Genomic DNA, 23,769 nt, shown 5'->3' with positions numbered 1-23,769 from the left:
TATACTTCATGCTTATCACCGCTTCAAATTTTCCGCTCATTCACTCTAGATTGTTAAAGAAATACCGACGCCGACACAAAGTAACGCTGCCAGCCAAAAGGTATGAACCACCCTCACTTCCGACCAGCCTCCCAGTTCAAAGTGATGATGTAAAGGACTCATACGAAACAGGCGACGACCGGTAGTTTTAAATGATGCTACCTGTAAAATAACCGAGACCGCCTCCATTACAAACACACCGCCGATGATCACCAAAAGCAACTCTGTCCGCGTGACCAAAGCCAGTCCCGCAAACGCAGCGCCCAACGCCAATGACCCTGTGTCTCCCATAAAAACCTTTGCAGGATGGTAATTAAATGCCAAAAATCCTAAACAAACACCGGCCAACGCGGCGGAAAATTGCGCCAATTCTAAATCGCGCGCGCTGAGACTCAACCAAACAAATGCAGCCGCTACGAGTGCGCTGATACCGGCAGCCAAGCCGTCCAAGCCGTCGGTTAAATTAACTGCATTCGTCGTTCCGACGATAACAATCATTGCAAAAAGATAATAAAAATTGCCGAGCGATATATTGGTATCGAATAACGGTATATGAAGCGATGTCGGTAATCCCAGAGAATCTGTCAATGCATACGCAAAGATCGCCGCCAAAAAAATTTGTCCGGCCAGTTTTTGTTTCGCAGTCAGTCCCAAGTTGCGATGATGTAGTGCTTTGATAGCATCATCACTCAGACCGAGAGCAAAATGTCCCAGTACTAAAAAAAGCAACCAACCGTAAGCCGGATTCCAATTCCCGGCCAAAAGCAATGTTGTGAGAAATGCCAAGATCATTAAAATGCCACCCATGGTTGGGGTTCCTGCTTTTTTGCGATGGGATTGCGGCCCTTCTTCCCGAACCTCCTGGCGCGCATTCAGTCGGCGCAATATCGGCAAACCGATGGCACCGAAAAGCAACATGAATAGTGCGCCAAACACACATACCACAAAATTTGAATAAATACTCATACTGTCATCCTTTTATGAATTACTCCATTCAGTTACCAGTGTGTCCAAACGAAGGGAGTGTGACCCCTTGATTAAAACAATATCACCTGCCTGCAACAGCGGTTTTAACAACGGCATTACTTCATTTGTATTTGCAACGCTGTGTACATTCACGTGACTCTGTTTTTTTACTGCCTCTCCCAGAGCGCGTGCCAGCGGGCCGACTGTAATAAGTTCCGTAATTCCTGCCGCAATCACCGCAGCAGCAAGTTCTTCATGCATGGCCACTTCATTCGGTCCCAGCTCCAACATGTCGCCGATCACCGCAACGTATCGCCCCTCACCAAATTGAGATAAGGAAGCCAGCGATGCGGCCATGGAAAGCGGATTAGCATTATACGCATCATTAACAAAACGGATTCCGCTTCGATCTACGATTTCCTGACGCAGTTCTCCGGCCACAGCATCCGCAAGTGCCCGTTGAATACGATTTGCCGACAGTCCCAAAACACGTGCAACAGCCACCGTCGCTAAAGCGTTAGCCACATTATGTGCGCCTAAAAGCGGTAAGGTGACAGGAAACACTTCATCGAAAAGCCGACAGGTAAATTTAGTTTTACCAAGTCCGTATTGAATATCGAGTGCCTGCACATTTGCCTGTGGCTCAATTCCGTAACTAATTACTCGACCGTGACAAACGGATGCCATGTTGCGTACCCGTTTATCATTCCAGTTTAACACAGCCGTACCATTTTCCGGAATAGATTCAATTAATTCCTGCTTAGCAGCGGCAATGGCGTCCTGACTCCCAAGTCGTTCCAGATGAGCCACACCTACATTCGTAACTACACCGATCGTCGGGGCCGCAATCTCTGCCAAACGTTTGATTTCGCCGCGTGCACGCATCCCCATCTCAACCACGCACACTTCGTCTTCCGGTTGCAATGAAAGTAACGTCTGCGCTAAACCGATTTCGTTATTATGATTTTTTTCAGTCTTATGTACTCTAAACTTTTGTGCAAGTACGCTTGCAATCAGTTCTTTAGTAGTAGTTTTACCGCTGGATCCGGTAACGGCAATGACCGGCAATGCAAAACGTCGCCGATGATACGCGGCGAGATCTTCCAGTGCGCGACGTGTTTGCTTAACTCGATACACAGCCACTTCTTTAGGCAGCGCCGTGATCTCCTGATCACAGAGTACCGCAACAGCTCCGTTCTCAACCGCTTGTTGCAAGTAATCGTGTCCATCGAAACGCTCCCCTTTTAACGGCACAAATAAACATCCGGAAAGTTCGCCGCGGGTATCCGTACTGATACTGCCTACCGCTACATCTTCAGGGCCCTGCAGTTTTACGGCTTCTGTTGCTTGAATGATTTCTGCTTCTGTAAACGCTGCCATATTATTCTCCCCGCAATGCTTCACGCGCTACTTCACGATCATCAAAATGAATTGTACCGCTATTTAAAATTTGGTATGTTTCATGCCCTTTTCCTGCAATCAAAACAACATCCCCCGGCTGAGCCTGGGCAATGATGTTATGAATGGCGGTGGCACGATCCGTTTCACATGCAATCGTAACTGTTGCAGATGCGTTTGGTTGTGCGCCGGCATAAACTTCACGGATAATTTCTTCCGGATTTTCGCTTCTCGGATTATCGCTTGTAATAACAATAGAGTCTGCCAGCTTAGCGGCAACCGCTCCCATAATCGGACGTTTTTTTGCGTCTCGATCGCCACCGCAACCGAAGGCCAATAACACTCGGCCATCGGTAATCTCACGAGCGGTTCGCAAAATATTTTCCAAACCATCCGGCGTATGGGCATAATCAACGATAACTGTGAAATTCTGCCCTTCATCTACCCGCTCAAAGCGCCCCGCTACAGCGATAAAACTGGCCATGCTGGCAAGCACTCGCGGCATGGCAATTCCTTCCATAAGAGCGGCCCCTACCGCCGCCAAACTGTTGTACACATTAAACATGCCGCTGCTTTGGATCGTAAAAGGCCATTGCTCTCCATCATAATGCAGTGTGCCCCTGGCGCCTTGCGCGGAAATGATAACGTCGCTGATATATAAACCGGCGCTTTTATTTTGTCCATATGTGAGCAAGTGGCAGTGAGAGTGCGCCACGGGCTCCTGCATAACCTTGCTATACGAATCGTCAGCATTGATTACCGCCGCCTTCGATTCATTGTCTTCACTTTCCGCTACCATCGCAAAAAGCTTTGCTTTCGCAGCGGCATAATTATCCATTGTTTTGTGAAAATCCAAATGGTCCTGCGTCAAGTTGGTAAATACCGCGGTGTCATATTTACAGCCGGCCACACGTCCCAATGCCAATGCATGGGAAGACACCTCCATGACAACATGAGTAACGCCCGCCTCACGCATGCGAAACAATGTATTTTGAAGCAAGTCGACGTCCGGAGTTGTATTATGCACCGGTTCGGATACACCATTAATCACAGTATTTACTGTCCCGATAATCCCTACACAATATCCGGCGTCTTCTAAAATGTGCGCAATCATATGCGTAACCGTCGTTTTACCATTCGTACCGGTAACGCCGATCATCCGCAACGAACGCGCCGGATAATCATAGAAAAAGGGTACCACCGTCTGCATGGCGGCTACCGTGTCGGCGACAACAATTTGCGTTAATTCCGGAAACTCATCCAAGTAATGATCGCAAATAATCGCAACGGCACCATTAGCCATAGCGCTGGCCACAAACTTATGTCCGTCCGCATGTACTCCGCGCAGACAAATAAAAAGTCCGTCAGCTTCTATTTTACGAGAATCAGTGCTGAGGTTGGTAATTTGTTTTCCATTGTCCCCTCGGCACACCCCATTCTCCAGGACCGATACTAACTGCGCGACTGTTTTCATCATTGACTCCTTAGTTTATAAAATAAGAAAGCAGCCTTACGGCTGCTCTTAATCCCGAATTTTATCCGATGGAGTAACACTACGTGCAACCACGGTGCTTGCTTTGGCGCTGCTGTAAACAGCTTGTGTAGGAATAATCATGCCCAATTCCGTCTCCGCGATTTGTTGGATGCGTCCCGGCGATTTCAGTTGTCCGACTTCCAACCGCAGCACCTCATTCATCTTTGCTAATTCTACCACACGAGTGCGTACTTCTTGAACTTCGTATTCTTTTTGCGAAATAAAAATGTTAGCTCCATAAAGAACAAAAAGGGCCAACAATACCAAAACTGCAGCAGCACTTGCCGCCATTCGATTATTCGTGGCTCCTTCTTTTGCTTTGGGTCGCGAAACGGGTAAAGCTATACCGCGTTCTGCTAACTCATACTGCCAAACTGAACTTTTCGCCAACATTTTTCGTCACCTCATTTAAACTTTTTCCGCCACTCGCAAAATCGCACTCCGCGCTCGAGGATTATCCTCTAGCTCCTGCTCGGTCGGCCGAATCGCCTTGCTGACATTTCGTAGCGTCGCCTGATGCCCACACTGGCATACCGGCAATTCCGGCGGACATATACAATCTCTTGCAAGATCTCGAAACGTATGCTTGATAATCCTGTCTTCCAAAGAATGAAAACTGATAATTCCGATTTTACCGCCGGGTTTCAATGCCTTTACCGCATTGCGTACGGCCGTTTCCAAATCTCTCAACTCGCCGTTGACTTCGATCCGTATGGCTTGAAACGTTCGTTTTGCAGGATGCGGGCCGGTACGTCGCTTGGCTGCCGGAATCGCCGCTTTGATCACTTCCACCAATTCTCCGGTGGTCGTAAGCGGGTGATCTTCTCGTTGTGCCACAATACGTTGCGCGATACGATTGGCAAATCGCTCTTCTCCGTACTCTCGAATGACTTGCGCAAGTTCTTTTGCGGAGTACGTATTGACAACCGTTTCCGCCGTAAGCGCCTGGCGTTGATCCATCCGCATATCCAGGGGTGCGTCATGCTGATATGAAAATCCTCGTTCTTCTGTATCTAATTGGTAAGAAGAAACCCCTAAATCACAAACGATTCCATCCACGCCGGTAAATCCCAGCTCATTGACTACTTCGTTGATTTCTATATAATTTCGCTGCACTAAATGAATCCCGCAGTGCACTTTATCTAGTCGTTGGCGAGCCGCCTGCAAAGCATCCGCATCCCGATCGATGCCGATCAGGCATCCGTCCGGAGCAAGTCGTGAGGCAATTTCATGCGAATGGCCGCCACCCCCCAGTGTCATATCGACGTATATGCCGTGAGGGTTCTGTACGACACCATCAACAGTTTCTTTGAGTAAGACGGTTACGTGATGAAACATGTTCACCTACAAACTGAAGCCAATCGGCAGATCAATTCCTGCCGCCACATCACTAATGGAATCTCTGGCTGCCTCTTCCTGTGCCGCCAGCTGAGTTTTGCTCCAAATTTCAAGCTGAGTGCCGGTACCGACTACAACCGCCTCCCGCTTGATTTGCGCATAGTCTCGTAAATGCGCCGGGAGCAAAATACGCCCCTGTTTATCGCATTCCACTTCACTACTGCCGCCAATCAAAAAGCGAATCAGCATACGCACTTCTTTGCGCGTACTGGAAAGCTGCTGTAGCCGTTCCGCCACTTGCTCCCACCGTTCGAGCGGATAAACGGCAACGCAAGCGTCCAAACCGCGCGTAATTACAAAACGTTCGCCCAACTCTGCGCGAAACCCGGCGGGAATAATCATTCTGCCCTTGGCATCCACCAAGTGGGAATATTTTCCCATGAACACTTGCCTCACCTCTTTTCTCCACTTTTAACCACATTCTACCATAATCCCCCACTATTTTAAATTCCGACTCCACTCGCTCTAAAATTTGCTAAGATTCTTATTTCTATAGAATTCATTCCACCATTGGTACCGTACATTTGTACTTCCACTACATTCTGTTGATATTGAGTAATAAAAAAAGACCTTTCTTACTATCACTAGTAGAAAGATCTTTTTATTTTATCTAATTCTAATTAAATTATAATCTTACAAGCACACAGTCTTGAATCACATTGATCCCCGCTTCTCTCGCCGCCTCTAAAACGCGCGGTTTATCCGCGCCGGGTTGAAACCAAATAGTTTTGACTCCTTTTTCCGCGCATTCTGCTACAGCTTTTAACCCCGCTTCTTCACCGACAACGAAATCTACCACATCAGGAACTACAGGCAAATCCAAAACGCTGTGATAGACAGGCGAGCCGTCAATTTCAGTGGCGTTCGGATGTACAGGATAGACTTCGTAGCCATTCTTTTTCAAAACTGTATATACTTTGTAGCCGAATTTTTCCGGTTTGGGTGTCGCACCCACTACTGCCCACACTTTTTTCTGTAATGCTTCTTGTACCGTCATAAGCCCTCCTTTAGTCGAATCTCAAGTGAATCCAACTGCCATTCCGCAAGATCAATGCTCGCCAGCTCCTGCAATGTTTGCGGTTTTCTCTGCGGATTAATCCCTGCCAAGTAACCCAGATATCCTAATATATCCGCAGGGGCTTTGCCCGCTTTTAACAGCTCGCGAACCGTAATACCGTGCTGCCGTTTTGACAAGCGTATTCCTTCCCAATCACAAAGTAATGGTATGTGCCAATACATGGGTGCCGTCAAATCAAGCGCATTCATAAAACGCACCTGCCAGCCCGTCGACTCCGCCAGATCCACGCTGCGAATAACTTCCGTGATACGCATCATCGCATCATCTACCGCCACCGCAAATTGATAGCTGTACACGCCATCGGCTCGCAACACGAGTATATCATCGGCGCCTTCCACCATAGTCGTAGAAATGGTTTCGCCTCGTCGTGATTGGTATATGACAGTTTCATTGCGACCACGATACCTCCATGAAGGCGGTCTTTTCATGAGTTCAGGCACATGCCAACGGCAATGTCCGTCATAATCCACATGATGGTCACCACGATGCGGTGCAGATGCAATCGCTAAGCGACGTGCGCGTGAACAAGTACAAGCGTACATTCTCCCTGTCTCTCTCCACTGTCCGATGATGTTATTGTAAATATCCAAACGTTCTGATTGGCGATACGGTCCATACGGGCCGCCGATGTCGGGACCTTCGGCCCATATAAAGCCCAGCGCATGCAGATCTTCGTACATTGCATCTTCGTATATTTTTTGGCAGCGCGCCCGATCCAAATCTTCGAGCCGCAAAATCCATCGGCCGTTATTTTGTTGCGCCGCACACCAGGAAATCAATGCCGTCCAAACGTTGCCTAAATGTAAGTAACCGGTCGGGCTCGGTGCATAGCGTCCTCGGTAATTATTTGCCGAAGTTGATGATGTCCCTGAAAATTTCACGTTGCTCATTGAGTTTTGTAGCACCACCCATCACGCTGATGTGTCGTTGTGCGATGATGCTTTGCAGCAGCGGCGCTTGCGCACGAATATCACTTTGCGTACAGTGAATAATCTCATCCCGAATTTGCTGGCTGAATGTATCCGGCATTTTGGAAAGCATTCTGTTGAGTGCACGCTCTCCGCGCATCGGTAAAGTAAACTGCGTCTGCGTCGGTGCCAGTGCACCGATGACATACTGCCGCATCGCACGGTCCGTCGCTTCAAATCGACCGATGGCAGCCGGCATGTCCGCGTATACCTGTAATGTTTCCGCTAAATTAGGATCCCGGTACGAACAAAAAACGCTGTTGCCGTTGCTCATAATTTGCGCATGCGCGCCGTACGCTCCACCTAAAATACGTACATTCTGCCAAAGATACTCATAGCGCAAGATATGTTCCAATACTGCCAGCGCACCATGATATGTGTGCCCCTCGCGACGGAAATTACCGCCTTGCGCAACATACTGTACCTTGCCTACGCTGATAAAGCCCTCGTTACCGGTATGTAAATCCAGCACAAGAGGCGCACCCGCTGATTTTTCTTGCTCTAAATCCGCCACTAAACGTGGACTTTCCTGTTGCCAGGCAGTGCTCTCTTCTTCGCCACCGCAAATCAGCGCGAACGATCCCATCGTCCGGAAAATACGCCGGCTCGTTTGCTGCAACGCCGTAATAATTTCTTCCGTGCTATGCTGTGCCAACTTCTGCAAGAAAACAAAATAGGATAATCCCGACTGATCACGTAAACGCTCCAACGGTGAAACATAGGATAATGCACGGTTCATCATTAACGCGTTCCCCCGACGGAAAAGTTGTAAATTCCAATCGGTCTTCTTTTCATTGATCAGCTCCGTCAATCGTTTCGTGTCGGTGAACAGAGTATGATTGATCAATTCATTGGTCAAGGTAACAAGCTGTGACGTATTGGATGTTAATGCTTTGCCTCGGACCACAAAATATGAGTAGACATCTCTGTCATCATCGTAACGGGAACCGCTTTTTAATCCGACAGTAATCCCGCCGGTATGAAAATTGATTTGCTGCGCCAACTCGGCATAGGTATAACCTCGGGTATCCAATTCACCAAGCACATCACTCAAAAGAACCGCATATAAATATTCCTGTGTCGTTAAATGCAAAAGAGGAAAATAAAGAGTCGCATACAAAATTCCGTTGCTGTCCCCTGCCATACGGTAGACCGGAAAACCTTCAACATGCTCCTGCAACAACGCGTCCGAATCGACCTTCTTCGGTAATTCGTCGCGTTCCAGGAGCGGTATGGTAGCAAGTTGCTCCTCACTGTCTGCCGTTTGTTGCCGCCGTTTTAATGTTGCCGTCTGCTCGATAATCCGGCGCTCTTCCTCAGGCGAAAGCGCCTCTTTAAGGGCTGCCAGTTTTTCACGTACCGCCTGCTCCTTTTCTTCCTGCAAACCGACTTGCGGGGCCATGGTAATGACAGCTTGATGCGGGTTACGACAAATCAGATCGCCAATAATGGTATGAAATGTTCCGGAGGTGATCCCATCACGCAATTCTCGGATATCTTCTTCGTACCGCAATCCCTGTAATGGATCGCGATCGTACAACCAGAAATCCAATGCTCGCAAATTGTAAAACAGTCCTTTGGGACGACCGTTAAAATCATTTTCCCGCAACGAAAACTCCAGACGATTCAGCGCCGCACTCAGAAGCTCAGACGAAAAACCTTGCGCAGCAATTTTCTGCATAAAGGCATCAAACAATTGCACCAAAGCCGCTTGGTGCTCTCGTTCCGAGCCGATCGCCTCAATGTGCCAAACGGGCTGTTTCAAACTATCGATAATGCTGCCGGAAACATCCGTTGCCAACCCTTTTGAGATAATTTCCTGACGTAACGGTGCACCGGGAATAGTCAAAAGCGCATAATTCCAAACTTCCATCGCCATCATTTGCGCCGGGCTGAGAGTATCCGGCAAGACGATATCGATGGCATGCAGCGTTTTCCCCTGACGTTCTTCATCTTCCGTCACGCCGTAGTAGAATGTAGCTTTCTCTCGTCTAGCAGGCGCGCTTTGCGTAGCGATTTCACTGTCGATCTCCCGGTAATGATAGTCGTTCAAGTATTTTTCCGAAATATACGTCAACGTTTCCTCGAGCGGCATATCGCCGTAGAGGAAAAAGTACGCATTGGACGGATGATAGTATTGTTGATAAAAATCCGTGAATGCTTCAAACGTCAATTCCGGGATGTGGTCGGGGTCACCGCCCGATTCATGTCCGTACGTAGTATCGGGAAAAAGCACCTCCATCGCTTTTTGTCCCAATACATCATCCGGCGATGACAACGCGCCTTTCATTTCGTTATACACAACGCCTTTATAAATCAAAGGCTGATCCGCGTCATCCAATTCATAATGCCAACCTTCTTGCATAAGAATATACGGATCTTTACGCAGATTCGGATGGAACACGGCATCCAAGTATACATCCATCAAATTCTGAAAGTCTTTGGCGTTGCGGCTGGCGACCGGATACATCGTTTTATCCGGGAATGTCATCGCATTTAAAAAAGTATTCAACGACCCTTTGACCAGTTCGACAAACGGTTCACGTAACGGATATTTGTCAGATCCGCACAACGTCGAGTGCTCCAAAATATGCGCGACGCCTGTACTGTCAGACGGAGGCGTGCGAAACGTTACCGAAAACACTTTATTATCATCTTCCGTAGCTAAAAACAGCAGCTTTGCCTTGGTCTGATCGTGTTGCATTATATACGCTTGCGCGCTAATTTCATTAATGTACGATACTTCTTGGACAGTAAAGCCCGCGACTTGATCGTTTTTTTCGTATTTCACAACATCACTCCTTCATTTTTTGCTACTCTTATTGTAACATAGCACTTATCGGTCTCCGAAGAGATCTTAAGCGCGTCTCTCAAACATGGTATAATATAGCCAATCTTGATAACTGTGAGGATGTATGATTGCACTGATTTTTGATTATTTGGGAACGATTGCCTTTGCGATTTCGGGCGCATTGGTAGGAATGCAAAGACGCATGGATATTTTCGGCATTGCCACGCTTGCCTTAGTGACTGCTGTCGGTGGCGGTATGATTCGTGATACACTCGTCGGCAATACACCGCCGAGTGCTCTCGAAGATGGCAGCTACATTGCGATCTCACTGGTAACGGTGGTAGCTCTTTTATTTTCATCCCGAAGGTTGCGCGGCAATAACAAAGCCCGACGCTATTCGCTCTATCTATATAATCTCGCCGATACTTTCGGCCTGGCTTCTTTTACAGTGACCGGCGCGATGGTAGGCGTGGCGGCGGATCCTCGTTCAGTCTTTCTGTTACCGGTGACACTTGGTCTGATCACGGCATGTGGCGGCGGCATTATTCGTGATATCTGCGCACTGCGCATTCCTGTGGTATTCCGCAATGAAGTCTATGCCTCCGCTTCGGTAGCCGGCGGCATTGTATTTTGCTTTGTACGTCAGGTGGCAAATTTGGCCTGGGCCGTTCCGCTGGCTTTTTTAACCGTTATGCTCATCCGTTTGCTGGCTATACGATATAAATTAGAGTTGCCCAGAGCACACCGCCGAGATCATTCAGGTAAATATAAAAGGAGAGAATCATGAAGCATACATTTTATCGTAAGGCAATCCAAACACTAATGATCGGTGTATTTGCTTTCGGCGCCGGTCAAGCGGCATGCGCGGCAACGATTTTATACGTGCCGCAAGACAACCGCCCTGTCAGTTATTCTTATACGGTAAATACGGCGCAAGCCGCAGGTTACACGGTGCTGACCCCACCGGAAATTTATCTCTCTGATCAGGGCTACCAAGGTTCACCCGATAAAATTTGGGAATGGATCAAGCAAAACGTCAATCAGGCAGACGCACTCGTTCTTTCTACGGACACTTTAATTTATGGCGGTTTAGTGGATTCCCGCAAGCATGATATCAATATTTTAACCTTGAAAAATCGCCTCTCGGAACTCGCCGCACTGCACAATGCGCATCCGACGATGCCGATCTATGCATTCGGCACAATCATGCGTTCCCCGCGAGCCAGTGACGGCAAAGTAGAGCCTTCCTACTATGCCGACTACGGTCCGAAAATCTTTGAAATTGCCTACTGGCAGGACAAAGCCGATACGGAAGGCTTAACTGCGGAAGAGTCCGCTAAGCTTTTATCGCTGCGGATGTCCGTACCGCTGGAATATATGCAGGATTGGTTTGCGCGGCGCACTAAAAACAACCAGGTCAACGAAATGTTAATTCAGGATGCCGCCTCCGGTGTGCTCACCTATTTCTGCCTCGGTCATGACGATACGGCCGGCTTTTCGCAGTCCTCATTAGAGGCCCGTTATCTCGAAAAAATGACGGAAAATCTATCCCCGCGTGTATATGGCTCCTTCCCCGGCGCTGACCAATTAGGTCTTTTATTAATTGCCCGCTACCATGTGGATCGTTCGCAAGCAATGCCTAAAATTCGTGTTATTTACCCGCTCGGCGGCGGCGCTGATACGATGCCACATTATGAAAACCAAAGCATCGGCAAAACGATCGCGGATCACGTCACTGCTGTCGGCGCTGAAATTGTTACCATGGAAAAGCCGGACCTTTTACTGGCCGTTAACACTCCCCTCAGTGATGTCACCGGCGAATCGGAAGCCTTTGCCAACCTTGCTATGCCGCGTAAAAGTGCCGCTGCCTTTTTAACCCGTGTAGAAGATGCGCTTTCACGCCACATTCCGGTCAGCGTCGCCGATATCTTTTATTCTAACGGCTCCGACAATACCCTTTTAAAAGAAATGCAAAACGCCAACCTACTCTATAAAATCTCCGCGTATAACGGATGGAATACCGCTTCAAATACGGTAGGCTACGCGGTAGCGCAAGGCATTTTAGCCGCGCAAATGCCGGAAAAAGCACAGCATCGCATGCTCACAGAACAATACTTGGATAACTGGGGTTACCAGGCGAATATTCGCAAAGAAATCTATCGTGAACAGGAAAACCTGCGCACGGACAATGTCAAATACTCCGGCAAATTAAATCCTCGTCTTTCGGAAATGCTGGTGGAAAAAATCCAAACTTTTGCCGAAGAGCACCTTGACATCAACCCTCGTACTGTAACGGCGCGTTTCCCCTGGGGACGCCTCTTTGAAACGCAAATCACGGTAGCTCCGACACCGCAATATCCGTTGATGAGAGATATCCTTGCTGAGCGAGCTCGCCAAGAAGCCGCGCGAAAGGCGGCAGAAAAAGCAGCTGCGGAGAGTGCGGCACAAAGCCAAAATACCAAGAATAGCGACAAGTCTACCCCGGCAGCGCCAAGCGCTTCTGACGACAAAACCACGACACCCATACAAAAGCAATAAAAAAACGCCTCTTAAGAGGCGTTTTTTAATGCAGCGCTTTTTGCCGCAAATAACGGCGTGCATCACCCAAACAATAAAGCGATCCGCAAACTACAATGATGTCTCCCGGTTGCGCAAGTTCTTTCGCGCGTTCCAGTCCGGCAACTACATCTGTCGCTGTTTCGGTCGTTCCCGGTAAGTATTTACAGATCTCCTCTGCACTGCGCGTACGTGGCGTCGACGCAGGTACGGCGATAATAGTATCTTCTTCACGGAATAATTCTTCCACGATTCCTTCAATATCTTTATCCTTCAACGATGCAAATACGAAAAAGCGTTTCTTATTCGGATACATCTCATTCAGCGTCATAGCAAGTGCAGCCGCTCCGTCCACATTGTGAGCACCGTCCAAAATCACGGGCACATCACCCTCAATGACTTCAAAACGTCCCGGCCACTGTGCTCGGGAAATGCCTTCACGCAAATGATCTTCCGTAATCCGTGCTTCCTTTTTCATTAACACTGTTAAAGCCATAGCCGCTACTGCCGCATTGACCGTCTGGTGCATACCGAAAAACGGCACAAAGAGCATTGCATCAGCGTTATCCTTGCGTTTAAGCGTGATAATTTGGCCGCGATCAAAGGTCGTGCGTCGCTCGACCGAAAAGTCGCGATCCCACATGTATATCGGCGCATTCTTTTTATGTGCGATTTCTTTAATGATTTTCAAAGCGGTCCGATGTGCGGATGTCACCAAGGGAACATTATCTTTGATGATGCCCGCTTTTTCCGCGGCAATCTCTTCCACTGTAGCTCCGAGATATTGCGTATGATCGAGCGATACATTAGTAATCACGGCAACTTCCGGAATAATAACATTCGTCGAATCCAAGCGACCGCCCATGCCCACTTCCACTACGGCGTATTCCACGCCCTTAGCCTGAAATGCAAGAAAGGCACAGGCTGTCAGCAACTCGAATTCCGTTGCCATTTCACCGCCTGCCGCGACATTTTTCTCTGCGACTTCGCGTACCTGACTTAAATATTTCGCAAAATCCGATGACGAAATATCCGCGCCATTGATGCGGACTCGCTCAGTATATTCTTCCAAATGCGGAGAAGTAAAGCGTCCGCAGGAAATACCGGCTTGCTGCAAAACACTTTCCAGCATGACGGTAACGCTTCCTTTTCCGTTGGTACCTGCCACATGAATGCTTTTAAACGCATTTTCAGGATGGCCGAGTCCTTCTAAAAGTGCTTCAATTCGCTGCAAGCCGGGCTGAATACCGAACGCTGCCGTCTCCGTCAGCCAAGCAATCGATTCTTGATAATTCATGCCTTCTCCTTTGCAAGCGTAGCTAAAAACTCCCTACGCTCCATTAACGTGGCCAGTTTTTCGTTATAGTTGGCCAGTTTTTCGCGTTCTTTTTCCACAATCTCGGCGGGTGCTTTGGTTACAAACGACTCATTACCAAGCTTTTTCTCCAAACGCGCGACTTCCTGATGAAACTTATCTTCTTCCGCCTGAATCCGTACATTCTCTTTTTCAACGTCGATAACATCTGCCAGCTTAACGTAAATTTCTAAACCGTCGGTAATCGCAGTCAACGCATTTTCCGGCGCCGGCGCATCATTGGCAAGCAGGTTTACTGCACTCGTATTAGCCAATTTTTCAAAATAGAGCGGATGATCTTCTACCACCGCCGTCAAATCATCTCGTTTCACACGTAACAACAAAGGTACTTTTTGACTCGGCGCGATATCCGCCTCCGCGCGCAAGTTACGTACGGCTTTGATCGCATCCATCAAACGGTCCATTTGTTCGGCGGCATCCGCAAAGCGCAGCGCCGGATCGGGCGTCGGCCATGGCGCTTTGGCGAGCGTCAACCCTTCATGCGGTAAATGCTGCCAGATATGTTCGGTGACAAACGGCATAAACGGATGTAATAACGCCAATGCGCGTGTCAAAACATAAACCAGTACCCCCTGCGCCACCGCACGGTCGGCGGCATTATCATCCGCATATAAACGCGGCTTGACAGCCTCTATATACCAGTCGCAGAAGATATTCCAAATGAATTCATAAACACTTCCCGCCGCTTCTCCCAATTCAAATTTTTCAAGGTTTGCTGTGACGCTTTCTTCCGTCTGCGCCAGGCGTTCCAAAATCCAACGATCGGCAAGTGTTAATTCTTCGGGTGAAAAAGCATGTGTTTCTTCATAGCCTTCTAAATTCATCAATACAAATTTAGCGGCATTCCAAATTTTATTGGCGAAGTTGCGATTCGCTTCGACACGTTCCATGTAAAAGCGCATGTCATTACCCGGGGTATTGCCCGTCATCAGCGTAAAACGCAAGGCATCCGCACCGTATTCATTGATGACTTCCAGCGGGTCAATGCCGTTGCCAAGTGATTTGCTCATTTTACGGCCTTGGCTGTCGCGCACCAAACCGTGAATAAAAACGTGTTTAAACGGTGCTTCCTTCATGAATTCGAGTCCCGTAAACATCATGCGAGCGACCCAAAAGAAAATAATATCGTAGCCGGTTACCAAAGTATTGGTCGGATACCATTGCTTAAGTTCCGGCGTTTGGTCCGGCCACCCCATAGTGGAAAACGGCCACAGTGCCGAACTGAACCAGGTATCCAGAACATCGGGATCCTGTGTCACGCTGCCGCCGCAATGCGGACAGGTTGTGATATCTTCACGGGAAACGATCGTTTCGCCGCATTCGTTACAATACCAGGCCGGAATCTGATGCCCCCACCAAAGCTGACGGGAAATACACCAGTCGCGAATATTTTCAAGCCAATGAGTGTAGGTTTGCGTAAAACGCGGCGGTACAAACTCTGTCCGCTTTTCTTCTACCGCTTGTAACGCGGGTTTCGCCAGCGGTTCCATTTTGACGAACCATTGCCGCGTAGCGAGCGGCTCGATGGTCGTGTGGCAGCGCGAGCAGTGTCCGACCGCATGATCGGCATCCTCGATTTTTACCAGCAAACCTTTTTCCCGCAATGCCGCCACTACTGCTTTGCGCGCGGCATATCGCTCCATACCGTTAAAGGCGCCGGCGTTTTCATTGAGCGTACCGTTCGGATTCATGATAACAATCGATTCCAATTGATGGCGTTCCCCCATCTCGAAATCGTTCGGATCATGTGCCGGCGTGATTTTAACCGCGCCTGTACCGAATTCCGGTTCGACATAGCTGTCAGCAACCACTTCAATTTCACGATCAGCCAGCGGCACAATAACTTTTTTACCAATATATTTTGCATACCGTTCATCTTCCGGGTGAACAGCGATACCGGTATCGCCCAACATCGTTTCCGGTCGCGTGGTGGCAATCTGAATATAACCGTCACCGTCGACTAACGGATAATTGACGTAGTACAGCTTACCGGCTTCGTCTTCGTATTCCACTTCGATATCCGACAATGCCGTCATGCAACGCGGGCACCAGTTGGTAATCCGGAAGCCGCGGTAAATCAAGCCTTTTTCGTACAAGGAAACAAAGACTTCGCGGACGGCTTTCGAGCACCCTTCATCCAGTGTAAAGCGCTCGCGTGACCAGTCACAGGAAGCTCCCAAACGACGAATCTGCTGACCGATCCGGTCGCCGAATTTTTCTTTCCAATCCCAAACGCGTTCGACAAAAGCCTCTCGCCCTAAATCATCCCGTGTCAAACCCTCTTTGGCAAGTTCCTCTTCAACCTTGATTTGCGTCGCAATGCCGGCGTGATCTTTTCCCGGTAACCACAACGTGTTATAACCCTGCATCCGCTTAAAACGAATCAAAACGTCCTGTAATGTATCATCCAACGCATGTCCCATATGCAATTGTCCAGTGACATTCGGCGGCGGTAAAACAATGCTGTACGCTTTTTCTCCCGGTTTCGGTTCTTCATGAAAAACACCGTTTTCTTCCCAGAACTGATACCATTTCTGTTCAATTTCAGCGGGATTGTAGCTGGTTAAATTTTTATATTTTCCCATCCTGGACCCTCCTTTTAAATAAAAAAATAAACTTTCGCCCACATAGGACGAAAGTTATGCTTCCGCGGTACCACCTAAATTATCCATTGATCCCTTGAGACGCGTAACGTGCGCAACCGGACAGACCTTTCTTTCTGCCGACTCGGGGGTGACATAAAACGCAATTCGGACGATACTTGCAGCCGATGTATCGCTCTCTGCACCGAAGGGGCGTTTCTTCTTCCCGTCATTGTCATTAACGATTTGCAAGTATTGTACTAAAGCATAGCTTAATTGTCAAATAAAATACACCTCGTCAAATGACGAGGTGTATTTTTACGCGAATGTGGCGAGCTTACATCATGCCGCCCATACCGCCCATACCGCCCATGCCTGCCGGAGGCATTGCCGGTTGTTCCTGCGGTTCATCGGCAATCACTGCTTCTGTCGTCAAAACAAGAGCCGCGATGCTGGCCGCATTTTGTAAGGCCGAACGGGTGACTTTAGCCGGATCCACAATGCCGGATTTGACCATGTCTTCATACTCTTCCGTCAATGCGTTAAAACCGATGCCGGCACCGGCCGCTTTGACTTTATCCACTACAATCGAACCTTCGAGACCCGCATTGTCTGCAATCTGACGAACCGGTTCTTCAATCGCGCGACGAACAAGCTGTACGCCCGTACGTACGTCGCCTTCAACATCTAATTGATCCAATGCACTCTGGATATCAAGGAACGTCGTACCGCCACCGGCGACGATACCTTCTTCGACCGCTGCGCGAGTCGCGTTGAGAGCATCTTCCAAACGTAATTTTTTATCTTTGAGCTCGACTTCCGTCGCCGCGCCGACTTCGATCACTGCTACGCCGCCGGCCATTTTAGCCAAGCGTTCTTGCAATTTATCTTTGTCGAATTCGGAAGTCGCCGCTTCATATTGCGAACGAATCTGCGCTACGCGTGCCTTGATGTCTTCCGATTGACCGGCACCATCAACGATTGTCGTTTCGTCTTTCGCTACCCGCACCTGACGAGCCGAACCGAGATCCTCCAGGGTGACGCTATCCAGCTTACGGCCAAGATCTTCCGTAATCAAGGTCGCGCCGGTCAAAATCGCGATATCTTCGAGCATCGCTTTACGACGATCACCGAAGCCCGGAGCCTTGACTGCTACCGCGCGGAATGTGCCGCGCAGTTTGTTGACAACGAGAGTCGCCAATGCTTCGCCTTCCACGTCTTCCGCAATGATCAGGAGTTCTTTACCCGCTTGAACGACTTGTTCCAACGCCGGCAAAAGATCCGCAATCGCGCCGATTTTACGGTCGGTAACGAGAATGTACGGATCGCTCATCACAGCTTCCATTTTGTCGGTATCGGTGATCATGTACGGCGAAATGTAACCGCGGTCAAACTGCATACCTTCCACAACAGAAAGTTGCGTGCCCATACCTTTGGACTCTTCCACAGTAATAACACCGTCTTTACCGACTTTTTCCATCGCATCGGCAATCATCTGACCGATTTCTTCGTCGCCGGCGGAAATGGATGCTACCTGCGCAATCGCATCTTTACCTTCGACAGTGATCGAATGTGCTTTGATTTCCTCAACGAGTTGTTTAACCGCCATTTCAATGCCGCGTTTCAGTACCATCGGATTGGCACCGGCCGCTACATTGCGCATGCCTTCACGAATCATCGCCTGCGCCAAGAGAGTCGCTGTCGTCGTACCGTCACCGGCCACGTCATTGGTTTTGGTCGCTACTTCTTTGACGAGTTGCGCGCCCATGTTTTCCACCATATCTTTGAGTTCGATTTCACGGGCAATCGTTACACCGTCATTGGTAATCGTCGGCGCACCGAATTTTTTATCGAGGACAACGTTGCGGCCTTTCGGTCCGAGCGTTACTTTGACTGCATTCGCCAGCGTATCAACACCCGTCAAAAGAGCGCGACGTGCTTCTTCATTAAATTGAATTGTTTTAGCCATTTAGTTTGCTCCTTTATATACACTTACATGCTACATTTGTTGGAATCAGTAAAATCGACTGCCTTTTATTTGTCCAAAACAGCGAGAACATCGCGCTCTGCAATCAGTAAAAACTTTTCGTTGTTTTCTTCGATGTCCGTACCTGCATATTTGGCGAACAGTACATGGTCGCCCGCTTTCAATTCCATCGGGATCCGTGTGCCGTTGTCGGCTACTTTACCCGGCCCTACCGCAAGTACTTCCCCTTTTTGCGATTTCTTTTGCGCTGTATCCGGCAAGAAAATGCCGCCTTTAGTTTTTTCTTCCGCTTCCACAACTTTAATCAATACACGATCTGCTAACGGTTTTAACATCTACACTACCTCCTTGAAGGATTATCGAAATTTATTAGCACTCCTATTCATTGAGTGCTAATTACATGTATAATAATAAGACACTTGCCTAAAAAAAGCAAGTGTCTTTTTGATTTTTTGTCTTTTTATCTTTTTTGTGACGCCATTTGCTGTACTAAAGCAGCCGCGATCTCTTCGATTTTTTTCCCTTTTTGCATCGCAAAATTTCGCAGCTTTTCATATGCCTGTTCTTCCGTTAAATGGTAACGGCTCATCAGGTATCCTTTCGCACGATCGATCGTTTTACGGGCGGCCAGCTTTTCTTCCGCACGCGCGCGCGACTGCGACAATTCATTGTGTTCACGATATCTCGCCAGCGCCAGTTGCAAAGTGACTCGTAAATCGATCTCCCGCACCGGCTTGAGTAAGTAACCGTAGACTCCCGACTCGCCTGCTTTTTGCACCAAATTTTCTTCACTGTACGCCGTCAGCAAAACGACAGGCCCCAGTCCTTCCGAACGCAACCGACGCGCGGTTTCAATTCCGTCCAGGCGCGGCATTTTTAAATCCAGGACAAAAATATCCGGCTGCCATTTTTTGCCAAGTGCGAGTGCCTCTACTCCGTCTTTACCGACACCTACCACATCGTAACCGGATTCTGTCAACATTTCGGCAACGTCCATCGCGATCAAGCCCTCATCATCCGCTACGACTACGCGTAAGCGATCCATCATTTTTCCTCCTTGCGCGGAAATTGGCAAATGGCGAGCACACTATTTTTCTCGTTTTGCATGACAAACGTTCCGCCTAAATGGAATTTCACCAGATTTGCCACAATTTGCAAGCCGAGACGATACCGATCCGGTGAAAAATCTGACGGCAGCGGAGGACCGAAATTTTGGATTGTCAGTCGCAATTTATCGGCATCACCGTATAAGCGCACATTCACTCGTTGTTGCTTGCTTTCCCCTTTGCCGTGTTCACAAGCATTTTGTACCAGCTCGTGCACCGTCATTCCGATCGTCAGTGCATCTTCGGATGTCACCGTGCCCCAGGTGCCGGCAGCCTCCCAAGTAATTTCAACGGCCGGTGCCCATTCCAATCGCAACTGTTGAATCAATCCTTCGATTAGCAAGGCAATATCAACTTCATCTTCCACTTGTGCGGCTAACGTATCGTGAATGGCGGCAATCGCCAAAATACGCCGTTCCGCCTCTTTTAAAGCCGCTTTTGTTTCCTCGCCGCTGCGCCGCTCCTGCATTCGCAAGAGACTGGCAACGGTTTGCAAATTATTTTTAACCCGATGATGAATTTCTTGAATAACGACGTCTTTGACAAAAATTTCTTTTTCTTTTTGCCGTAGCATCGTGACGTCAGTTAAGAGCAAAAGCACGCCGGCTACGGTACCTTCCGCAGGAATGGGCAACGCTCTGGCAGTTAATACCGCCTGCGGCAACTCCCATTCCGCCGTTACAATCGCTTTTTCCGTGCGCGCCTGTTCGACCGGCGCCATCACCAGACTGTCGCTCATGCGTAACGCTGTATTTGGCTGCGAAACTTCCCAAAGATGTAATAAACGCTGCCCGATCTCATTCATATAAACAACGCGCCCCGCCGGATTATATAGAAGTATGCCGTCCTGCGTAGAAACGTTCATTTGCTCCGCGGCTTCGGTAGGATAGGGTAACCCCAGCAAACGCCAGGCGCTATCCAATAAAAGTTGCGGGGTATTATCCGGACTGCCGACGAATGCAATCAGCGCCAGCACAAGTCCTGCATTATCCAATACCGGGTATACATCAAACGAAAGACTTACTCCGAGGTCGACTTCCCGTCGACCGCTGATCGGTCGACCTGTACGCAACACGCCGGTCAGAATCTGTTCGTACTTGAGCGGAAACTTCTCACCTACCTGACCGAAATCAATGGCTACCCCCACCGCCGGTGCTGCCTTTTCGGTGACAATAACAGCAGTCTTTTCCGCATCCGGCACAAAAAACAAAATATTTTTTTGCGTTAAATCCGCTAAAAATCCCAGCCACGCGGTAAGCTCTGTTAAAATGCGCGCGCCGACAGCGGAAACGGATGTTTGCGTAATATACTCCCGCAATGAAAATGACATCACATCGTCCCTCGGAACGGCAATCTGGGGTCTGCATTTAACGTCCAATCCGCAAATTGTCCCGCCTCGTATTGATAAAAAGCGCGGGAGCCGATCATCACCGCATTGTCAGTGCAAAAGCGCGGGTCCGGAGTCAGAAGTCGCAGCCCCGCGCGTTGGCATGCCACTGCCAATTCCTGACGCAAGCCGCTGTTGGCTGCCACACCGCCGGCAATGCAGACGGTGTCACGATGTTGCTGTTGCGCCGCGCGAATCGTTTTTTCGACCAGCACATTCACCACCGCATGCTGAAATGATGCGGCTACGTCTTCCGGACGATACGTTTCCCCACGCTGCTCACAATTATGTAAATAATTTAAAACCGCCGATTTTACACCGCTGAAACTGAAGTCAAAGTTATCTTCATTACGCAGTGCTTGCGGAAATTCAATTGCATGCGGATTTCCTTCGGCCGCTAAGCGATCGATATGCGGTCCGCCCGGGTACGGATAGCCCATCACGCGAGCGATTTTATCAAAAGCCTCGCCGGCGGCATCATCCTTGGTCTCGCCGAGCAGTTGAAATTCGTTGTACGCCGGCACATCTACCAGCATGGTATGTCCTCCGGAAACAACCAACGTCAAAAACGGCGGCTCTAAGTCCGAATGCGCTACCAGATTAGCATAAATATGCCCTTCCATATGATTTACCGCAAGCAGAGGCTTATCCGCCGCGAAACTGAGTGCTTTTGCGCAGGCAACTCCGACAAGCAATGCGCCCACGAGCCCCGGCCCCTGCGTGACTGCAATCGCATCGATATCGGCGAGCGTAAGCCCTGCCGTTGTCAGTGCTTCCGCTACGACCGGCATCACGTCTTCTATATGGTGACGCGATGCGATTTCGGGAACCACGCCGCCAAACCGACGATGGATATCGATTTGCGAAGCGATAATATCCGCCAGTACCGTACGACCGTCTTCGATAACTGCCGCCGATGTTTCATCGCAACTCGTTTCCAATGCCAAAATTTTCACTCTGTTTCCTCCAGTTCCCGCGTCAGTAAGTAACCGTCTTCACGGGGATTACTGTATGCATCTTCACGCTTCGTTCGCACGACAAATCCTGCCCGCTGATATAAGTCCAGCGCGACAGCATTTGATTCCCTCACTTCTAAATGCAAGCATCGCGCTTTACGATCATTCGCTTCGTCAATGGCTCGCGCCAACAATTGCGTACCGATACCCTGTTCCCTTTGGTCGGACATGACCGCAATCCGGACGAGTTGCACTTCATCCGCTACAAACCACAGATTCACATAACCGATGACTTCCGTTCCGTTGGTGGCAACTAAAAAATTACCGGGTCCCTGCAAGAAATCATGTCGCAACGTCTTTGCCGACCATGGATCCGGAAAGCAATCCTTTTCAATTCGCTCAATCGACGGCAAATCATCGGTGATTGCGATACGAATATTTATTTTATTTTCCGGCGCTTTTCCCATAGCACTTCCGCCTCACTTTTACGTAAATATTGAGGCACCAGCGTAAATACATCATCACTTCCGCGCTGTGCCAATTCCACCGCCGCATAATCCAAGAGCGACGCGGCTCGCACTGCCTGTTGATAGGACGGAGCCAACCGCAACCCCGCCGCTTCGAGTTCATCAGCAAAAAGCTCCGCCGCTTCGCCCAGACATACTACATCTTCCGCCTCATGTTTAACTGCGGCAATCACTTCGCTAAGAGGTGCAATCCGACTGTCGATAGCCAATTCCAACCGGTCATCAGTCCATCTTCCTAAACTGTAATAGACATTTCCTTTTTGCGCATCCAGTAAAGAAAGTAACGAACCGGCAACATTTTTATAATTATACATCAGCGCGTGCATGGTGTTCACTCCGACGAGCGGGATCTGTAACGCAAACGCTATTGCTTTCGCCGTAGCCAACCCGATCCGCAGTCCGGTAAATGAGCCTGGTCCGGATGTTACCGCAATCCCGGTCAGGTCGGCACGATCAAGTCCCGCGAGTCGAAGGACCGTTTCTATATGGGGAACGATTTGTTCGGAATGCGTACGTTTACGCCGCACGGAAAGTTCCGCTACTACTTTTTGCGCCGTCCCCACCGCTACGTTCGAGGTAGCACCCGATGTATCAAGCGCGAGCCACATCTGCCGCCACCTCCTCTAGCCATTGCTGCGCTTTCTTATCTTGCGCCCTAACGACAATTTCTCGTGTCATTTCATCTTGCTTGTGCATTTGCACTTGCACCGCATGTCGCGGTAACTCCTCTAAAAATTTATTGGCCCATTCTACCAACGTCACACCTTCACGCCCAAATTCTTCAAAACCTATATTGGAAAGTTCAGCCGCACTCTCCAGCCGATATAAATCAAAATGATGAAACGCAAGCGGCTCGGTGTCATACTCATGCAAAATGGTGAACGTGGGACTTGCCACTTCTCCCGCAATACCTAAGCCCTGCGCCACCCCTTTCGCCAATTGTGTCTTCCCGGCGCCCAAGTCGCCTGCCAGTGCTAAATATAATCCGTCATACGCATGCCGAGCAAAAATCGCTCCGAGCCGACGGGTTTCTTCCTGTCCCTTAGTGATAAATACCGCTTGCTGTTTCATATGCCTCCAAAATGATTATAGCCGGTGACTTGCAATGCGTGACACGTATC

At 49.0% G+C, this 23,769-nt stretch carries 21 protein-coding genes; 2 read left to right on the top strand and 19 right to left on the bottom strand.

Annotated elements, in window-relative coordinates; translation table 11 throughout:
- Nucleotides 1-45 precede the first annotated feature (45 nt).
- The 9 genes from mraY to KH813_RS01470 all read right to left on the bottom strand — a co-directional run bounded on the left by mraY (nt 46) and on the right by KH813_RS01470 (nt 10,172).
- Nucleotides 46-1,005, bottom strand: a complete 960-nt coding sequence (mraY, locus tag KH813_RS01510; RefSeq protein WP_303992373.1) for a phospho-N-acetylmuramoyl-pentapeptide-transferase — start codon at nt 1,003-1,005, stop codon at nt 46-48.
- Between the two features lie 12 nt (nt 1,006-1,017).
- Nucleotides 1,018-2,385 (bottom strand): UDP-N-acetylmuramoyl-tripeptide--D-alanyl-D-alanine ligase, encoded by a 1,368-nt coding sequence (gene murF, locus KH813_RS01505; RefSeq protein ID WP_303992370.1) that lies wholly within the window; start codon nt 2,383-2,385, stop codon nt 1,018-1,020.
- A 1-nt stretch (nt 2,386) separates the two neighbouring features.
- Nucleotides 2,387-3,877 (bottom strand): UDP-N-acetylmuramoyl-L-alanyl-D-glutamate--2,6-diaminopimelate ligase, encoded by a 1,491-nt coding sequence (locus KH813_RS01500; protein ID WP_303992375.1) that lies wholly within the window; start codon nt 3,875-3,877, stop codon nt 2,387-2,389.
- Nucleotides 3,878-3,925: 48 nt separating this feature from the next.
- Complete coding sequence (locus KH813_RS01495; protein ID WP_303992367.1) at nt 3,926-4,330, bottom strand: hypothetical protein; 405 nt, start codon at nt 4,328-4,330, stop codon at nt 3,926-3,928.
- A gap of 15 nt (nt 4,331-4,345) precedes the next feature.
- The gene (gene rsmH / locus KH813_RS01490; RefSeq protein ID WP_303992363.1) at nt 4,346-5,275 is read right to left on the bottom strand and encodes a 16S rRNA (cytosine(1402)-N(4))-methyltransferase RsmH; all 930 of its coding nucleotides are present in this window, start codon (nt 5,273-5,275) and stop codon (nt 4,346-4,348) included.
- Nucleotides 5,276-5,281: 6 nt separating this feature from the next.
- Nucleotides 5,282-5,716: a division/cell wall cluster transcriptional repressor MraZ gene (gene mraZ / locus KH813_RS01485; RefSeq protein ID WP_303992360.1), complete on the bottom strand. Its 435-nt coding sequence runs from the start codon at nt 5,714-5,716 to the stop codon at nt 5,282-5,284.
- A 244-nt stretch (nt 5,717-5,960) separates the two neighbouring features.
- Entirely contained in the window at nt 5,961-6,332 is a 372-nt protein-coding gene (locus KH813_RS01480) for a CoA-binding protein (RefSeq protein WP_303992357.1), read from the bottom strand.
- Nucleotides 6,329-7,303 (bottom strand): glutamate--tRNA ligase family protein, encoded by a 975-nt coding sequence (locus tag KH813_RS01475; protein WP_303992354.1) that lies wholly within the window; start codon nt 7,301-7,303, stop codon nt 6,329-6,331. Before KH813_RS01475 ends, KH813_RS01480 begins: the two co-directional genes overlap by 4 nt.
- Nucleotides 7,257-10,172 carry an insulinase family protein gene (locus KH813_RS01470; protein ID WP_303992351.1) on the bottom strand — a complete coding sequence of 972 codons (2,916 nt, stop codon included), beginning with the start codon at nt 10,170-10,172 and terminating at the stop codon, nt 7,257-7,259. Before KH813_RS01470 ends, KH813_RS01475 begins: the two co-directional genes overlap by 47 nt.
- Before the next feature lie 124 nt (nt 10,173-10,296).
- On the opposite strand from KH813_RS01470, the gene KH813_RS01465 reads away from it, so the two are divergent.
- Together KH813_RS01465 and KH813_RS01460 are read left to right on the top strand one after the other, a co-directional pair.
- Nucleotides 10,297-10,959, top strand: a complete 663-nt coding sequence (locus KH813_RS01465) for a trimeric intracellular cation channel family protein (RefSeq protein ID WP_303992348.1) — start codon at nt 10,297-10,299, stop codon at nt 10,957-10,959.
- Complete coding sequence (locus KH813_RS01460) at nt 10,956-12,710, top strand: DUF4127 family protein (protein ID WP_303992345.1); 1,755 nt, start codon at nt 10,956-10,958, stop codon at nt 12,708-12,710. Before KH813_RS01465 ends, KH813_RS01460 begins: the two co-directional genes overlap by 4 nt.
- A gap of 25 nt (nt 12,711-12,735) precedes the next feature.
- Here the strand turns inward: KH813_RS01460 and KH813_RS01455 are convergent, their stop codons facing one another.
- The 10 genes from KH813_RS01455 to tsaE form a co-directional block, all read right to left on the bottom strand.
- A complete protein-coding gene (locus KH813_RS01455) occupies nt 12,736-14,025 on the bottom strand; it encodes a folylpolyglutamate synthase/dihydrofolate synthase family protein (RefSeq protein ID WP_303992341.1) in 1,290 nt (429 codons plus the stop codon).
- Nucleotides 14,022-16,688 carry a valine--tRNA ligase gene (locus KH813_RS01450; RefSeq protein WP_303992338.1) on the bottom strand — a complete coding sequence of 889 codons (2,667 nt, stop codon included), beginning with the start codon at nt 16,686-16,688 and terminating at the stop codon, nt 14,022-14,024. Before KH813_RS01450 ends, KH813_RS01455 begins: the two co-directional genes overlap by 4 nt.
- A 334-nt stretch (nt 16,689-17,022) precedes the next feature.
- A complete protein-coding gene (groL, locus tag KH813_RS01445; RefSeq protein WP_303992335.1) occupies nt 17,023-18,654 on the bottom strand; it encodes a chaperonin GroEL in 1,632 nt (543 codons plus the stop codon).
- A gap of 65 nt (nt 18,655-18,719) precedes the next feature.
- The gene (gene groES / locus KH813_RS01440; protein ID WP_024049037.1) at nt 18,720-19,007 is read right to left on the bottom strand and encodes a co-chaperone GroES; all 288 of its coding nucleotides are present in this window, start codon (nt 19,005-19,007) and stop codon (nt 18,720-18,722) included.
- 125 nt (nt 19,008-19,132) lie between these two features.
- Nucleotides 19,133-19,717 carry an ANTAR domain-containing response regulator gene (locus KH813_RS01435; protein WP_303992333.1) on the bottom strand — a complete coding sequence of 195 codons (585 nt, stop codon included), beginning with the start codon at nt 19,715-19,717 and terminating at the stop codon, nt 19,133-19,135.
- A complete protein-coding gene (locus KH813_RS01430; RefSeq protein ID WP_303992331.1) occupies nt 19,717-21,108 on the bottom strand; it encodes a sensor histidine kinase in 1,392 nt (463 codons plus the stop codon). The genes KH813_RS01435 and KH813_RS01430 overlap by 1 nt, the downstream gene beginning before the upstream one ends.
- Nucleotides 21,108-22,121, bottom strand: coding sequence for a tRNA (adenosine(37)-N6)-threonylcarbamoyltransferase complex transferase subunit TsaD (gene tsaD, locus KH813_RS01425; RefSeq protein WP_303992328.1), 1,014 nt, complete (start codon nt 22,119-22,121; stop codon nt 21,108-21,110). Before tsaD ends, KH813_RS01430 begins: the two co-directional genes overlap by 1 nt.
- Complete coding sequence (gene rimI, locus KH813_RS01420; RefSeq protein WP_303992326.1) at nt 22,118-22,588, bottom strand: ribosomal protein S18-alanine N-acetyltransferase; 471 nt, start codon at nt 22,586-22,588, stop codon at nt 22,118-22,120. Before rimI ends, tsaD begins: the two co-directional genes overlap by 4 nt.
- Nucleotides 22,561-23,256 carry a tRNA (adenosine(37)-N6)-threonylcarbamoyltransferase complex dimerization subunit type 1 TsaB gene (tsaB, locus tag KH813_RS01415; RefSeq protein ID WP_303992323.1) on the bottom strand — a complete coding sequence of 232 codons (696 nt, stop codon included), beginning with the start codon at nt 23,254-23,256 and terminating at the stop codon, nt 22,561-22,563. Before tsaB ends, rimI begins: the two co-directional genes overlap by 28 nt.
- A complete protein-coding gene (gene tsaE / locus KH813_RS01410) occupies nt 23,240-23,719 on the bottom strand; it encodes a tRNA (adenosine(37)-N6)-threonylcarbamoyltransferase complex ATPase subunit type 1 TsaE (protein WP_303992321.1) in 480 nt (159 codons plus the stop codon). The genes tsaB and tsaE overlap by 17 nt, the downstream gene beginning before the upstream one ends.
- Between the last annotated feature and the right edge of the window lie 50 nt (nt 23,720-23,769).

It is taken from the genome of Negativicoccus succinicivorans, from assembly GCF_018373335.1.
GTDB classification, from domain to species: Bacteria; Bacillota; Negativicutes; order Veillonellales; family Negativicoccaceae; genus Negativicoccus; species Negativicoccus succinicivorans_A.
Note: the sequence above shows the minus strand (reverse complement) of the source record. Positions and strands in the feature narration are given on the sequence as shown.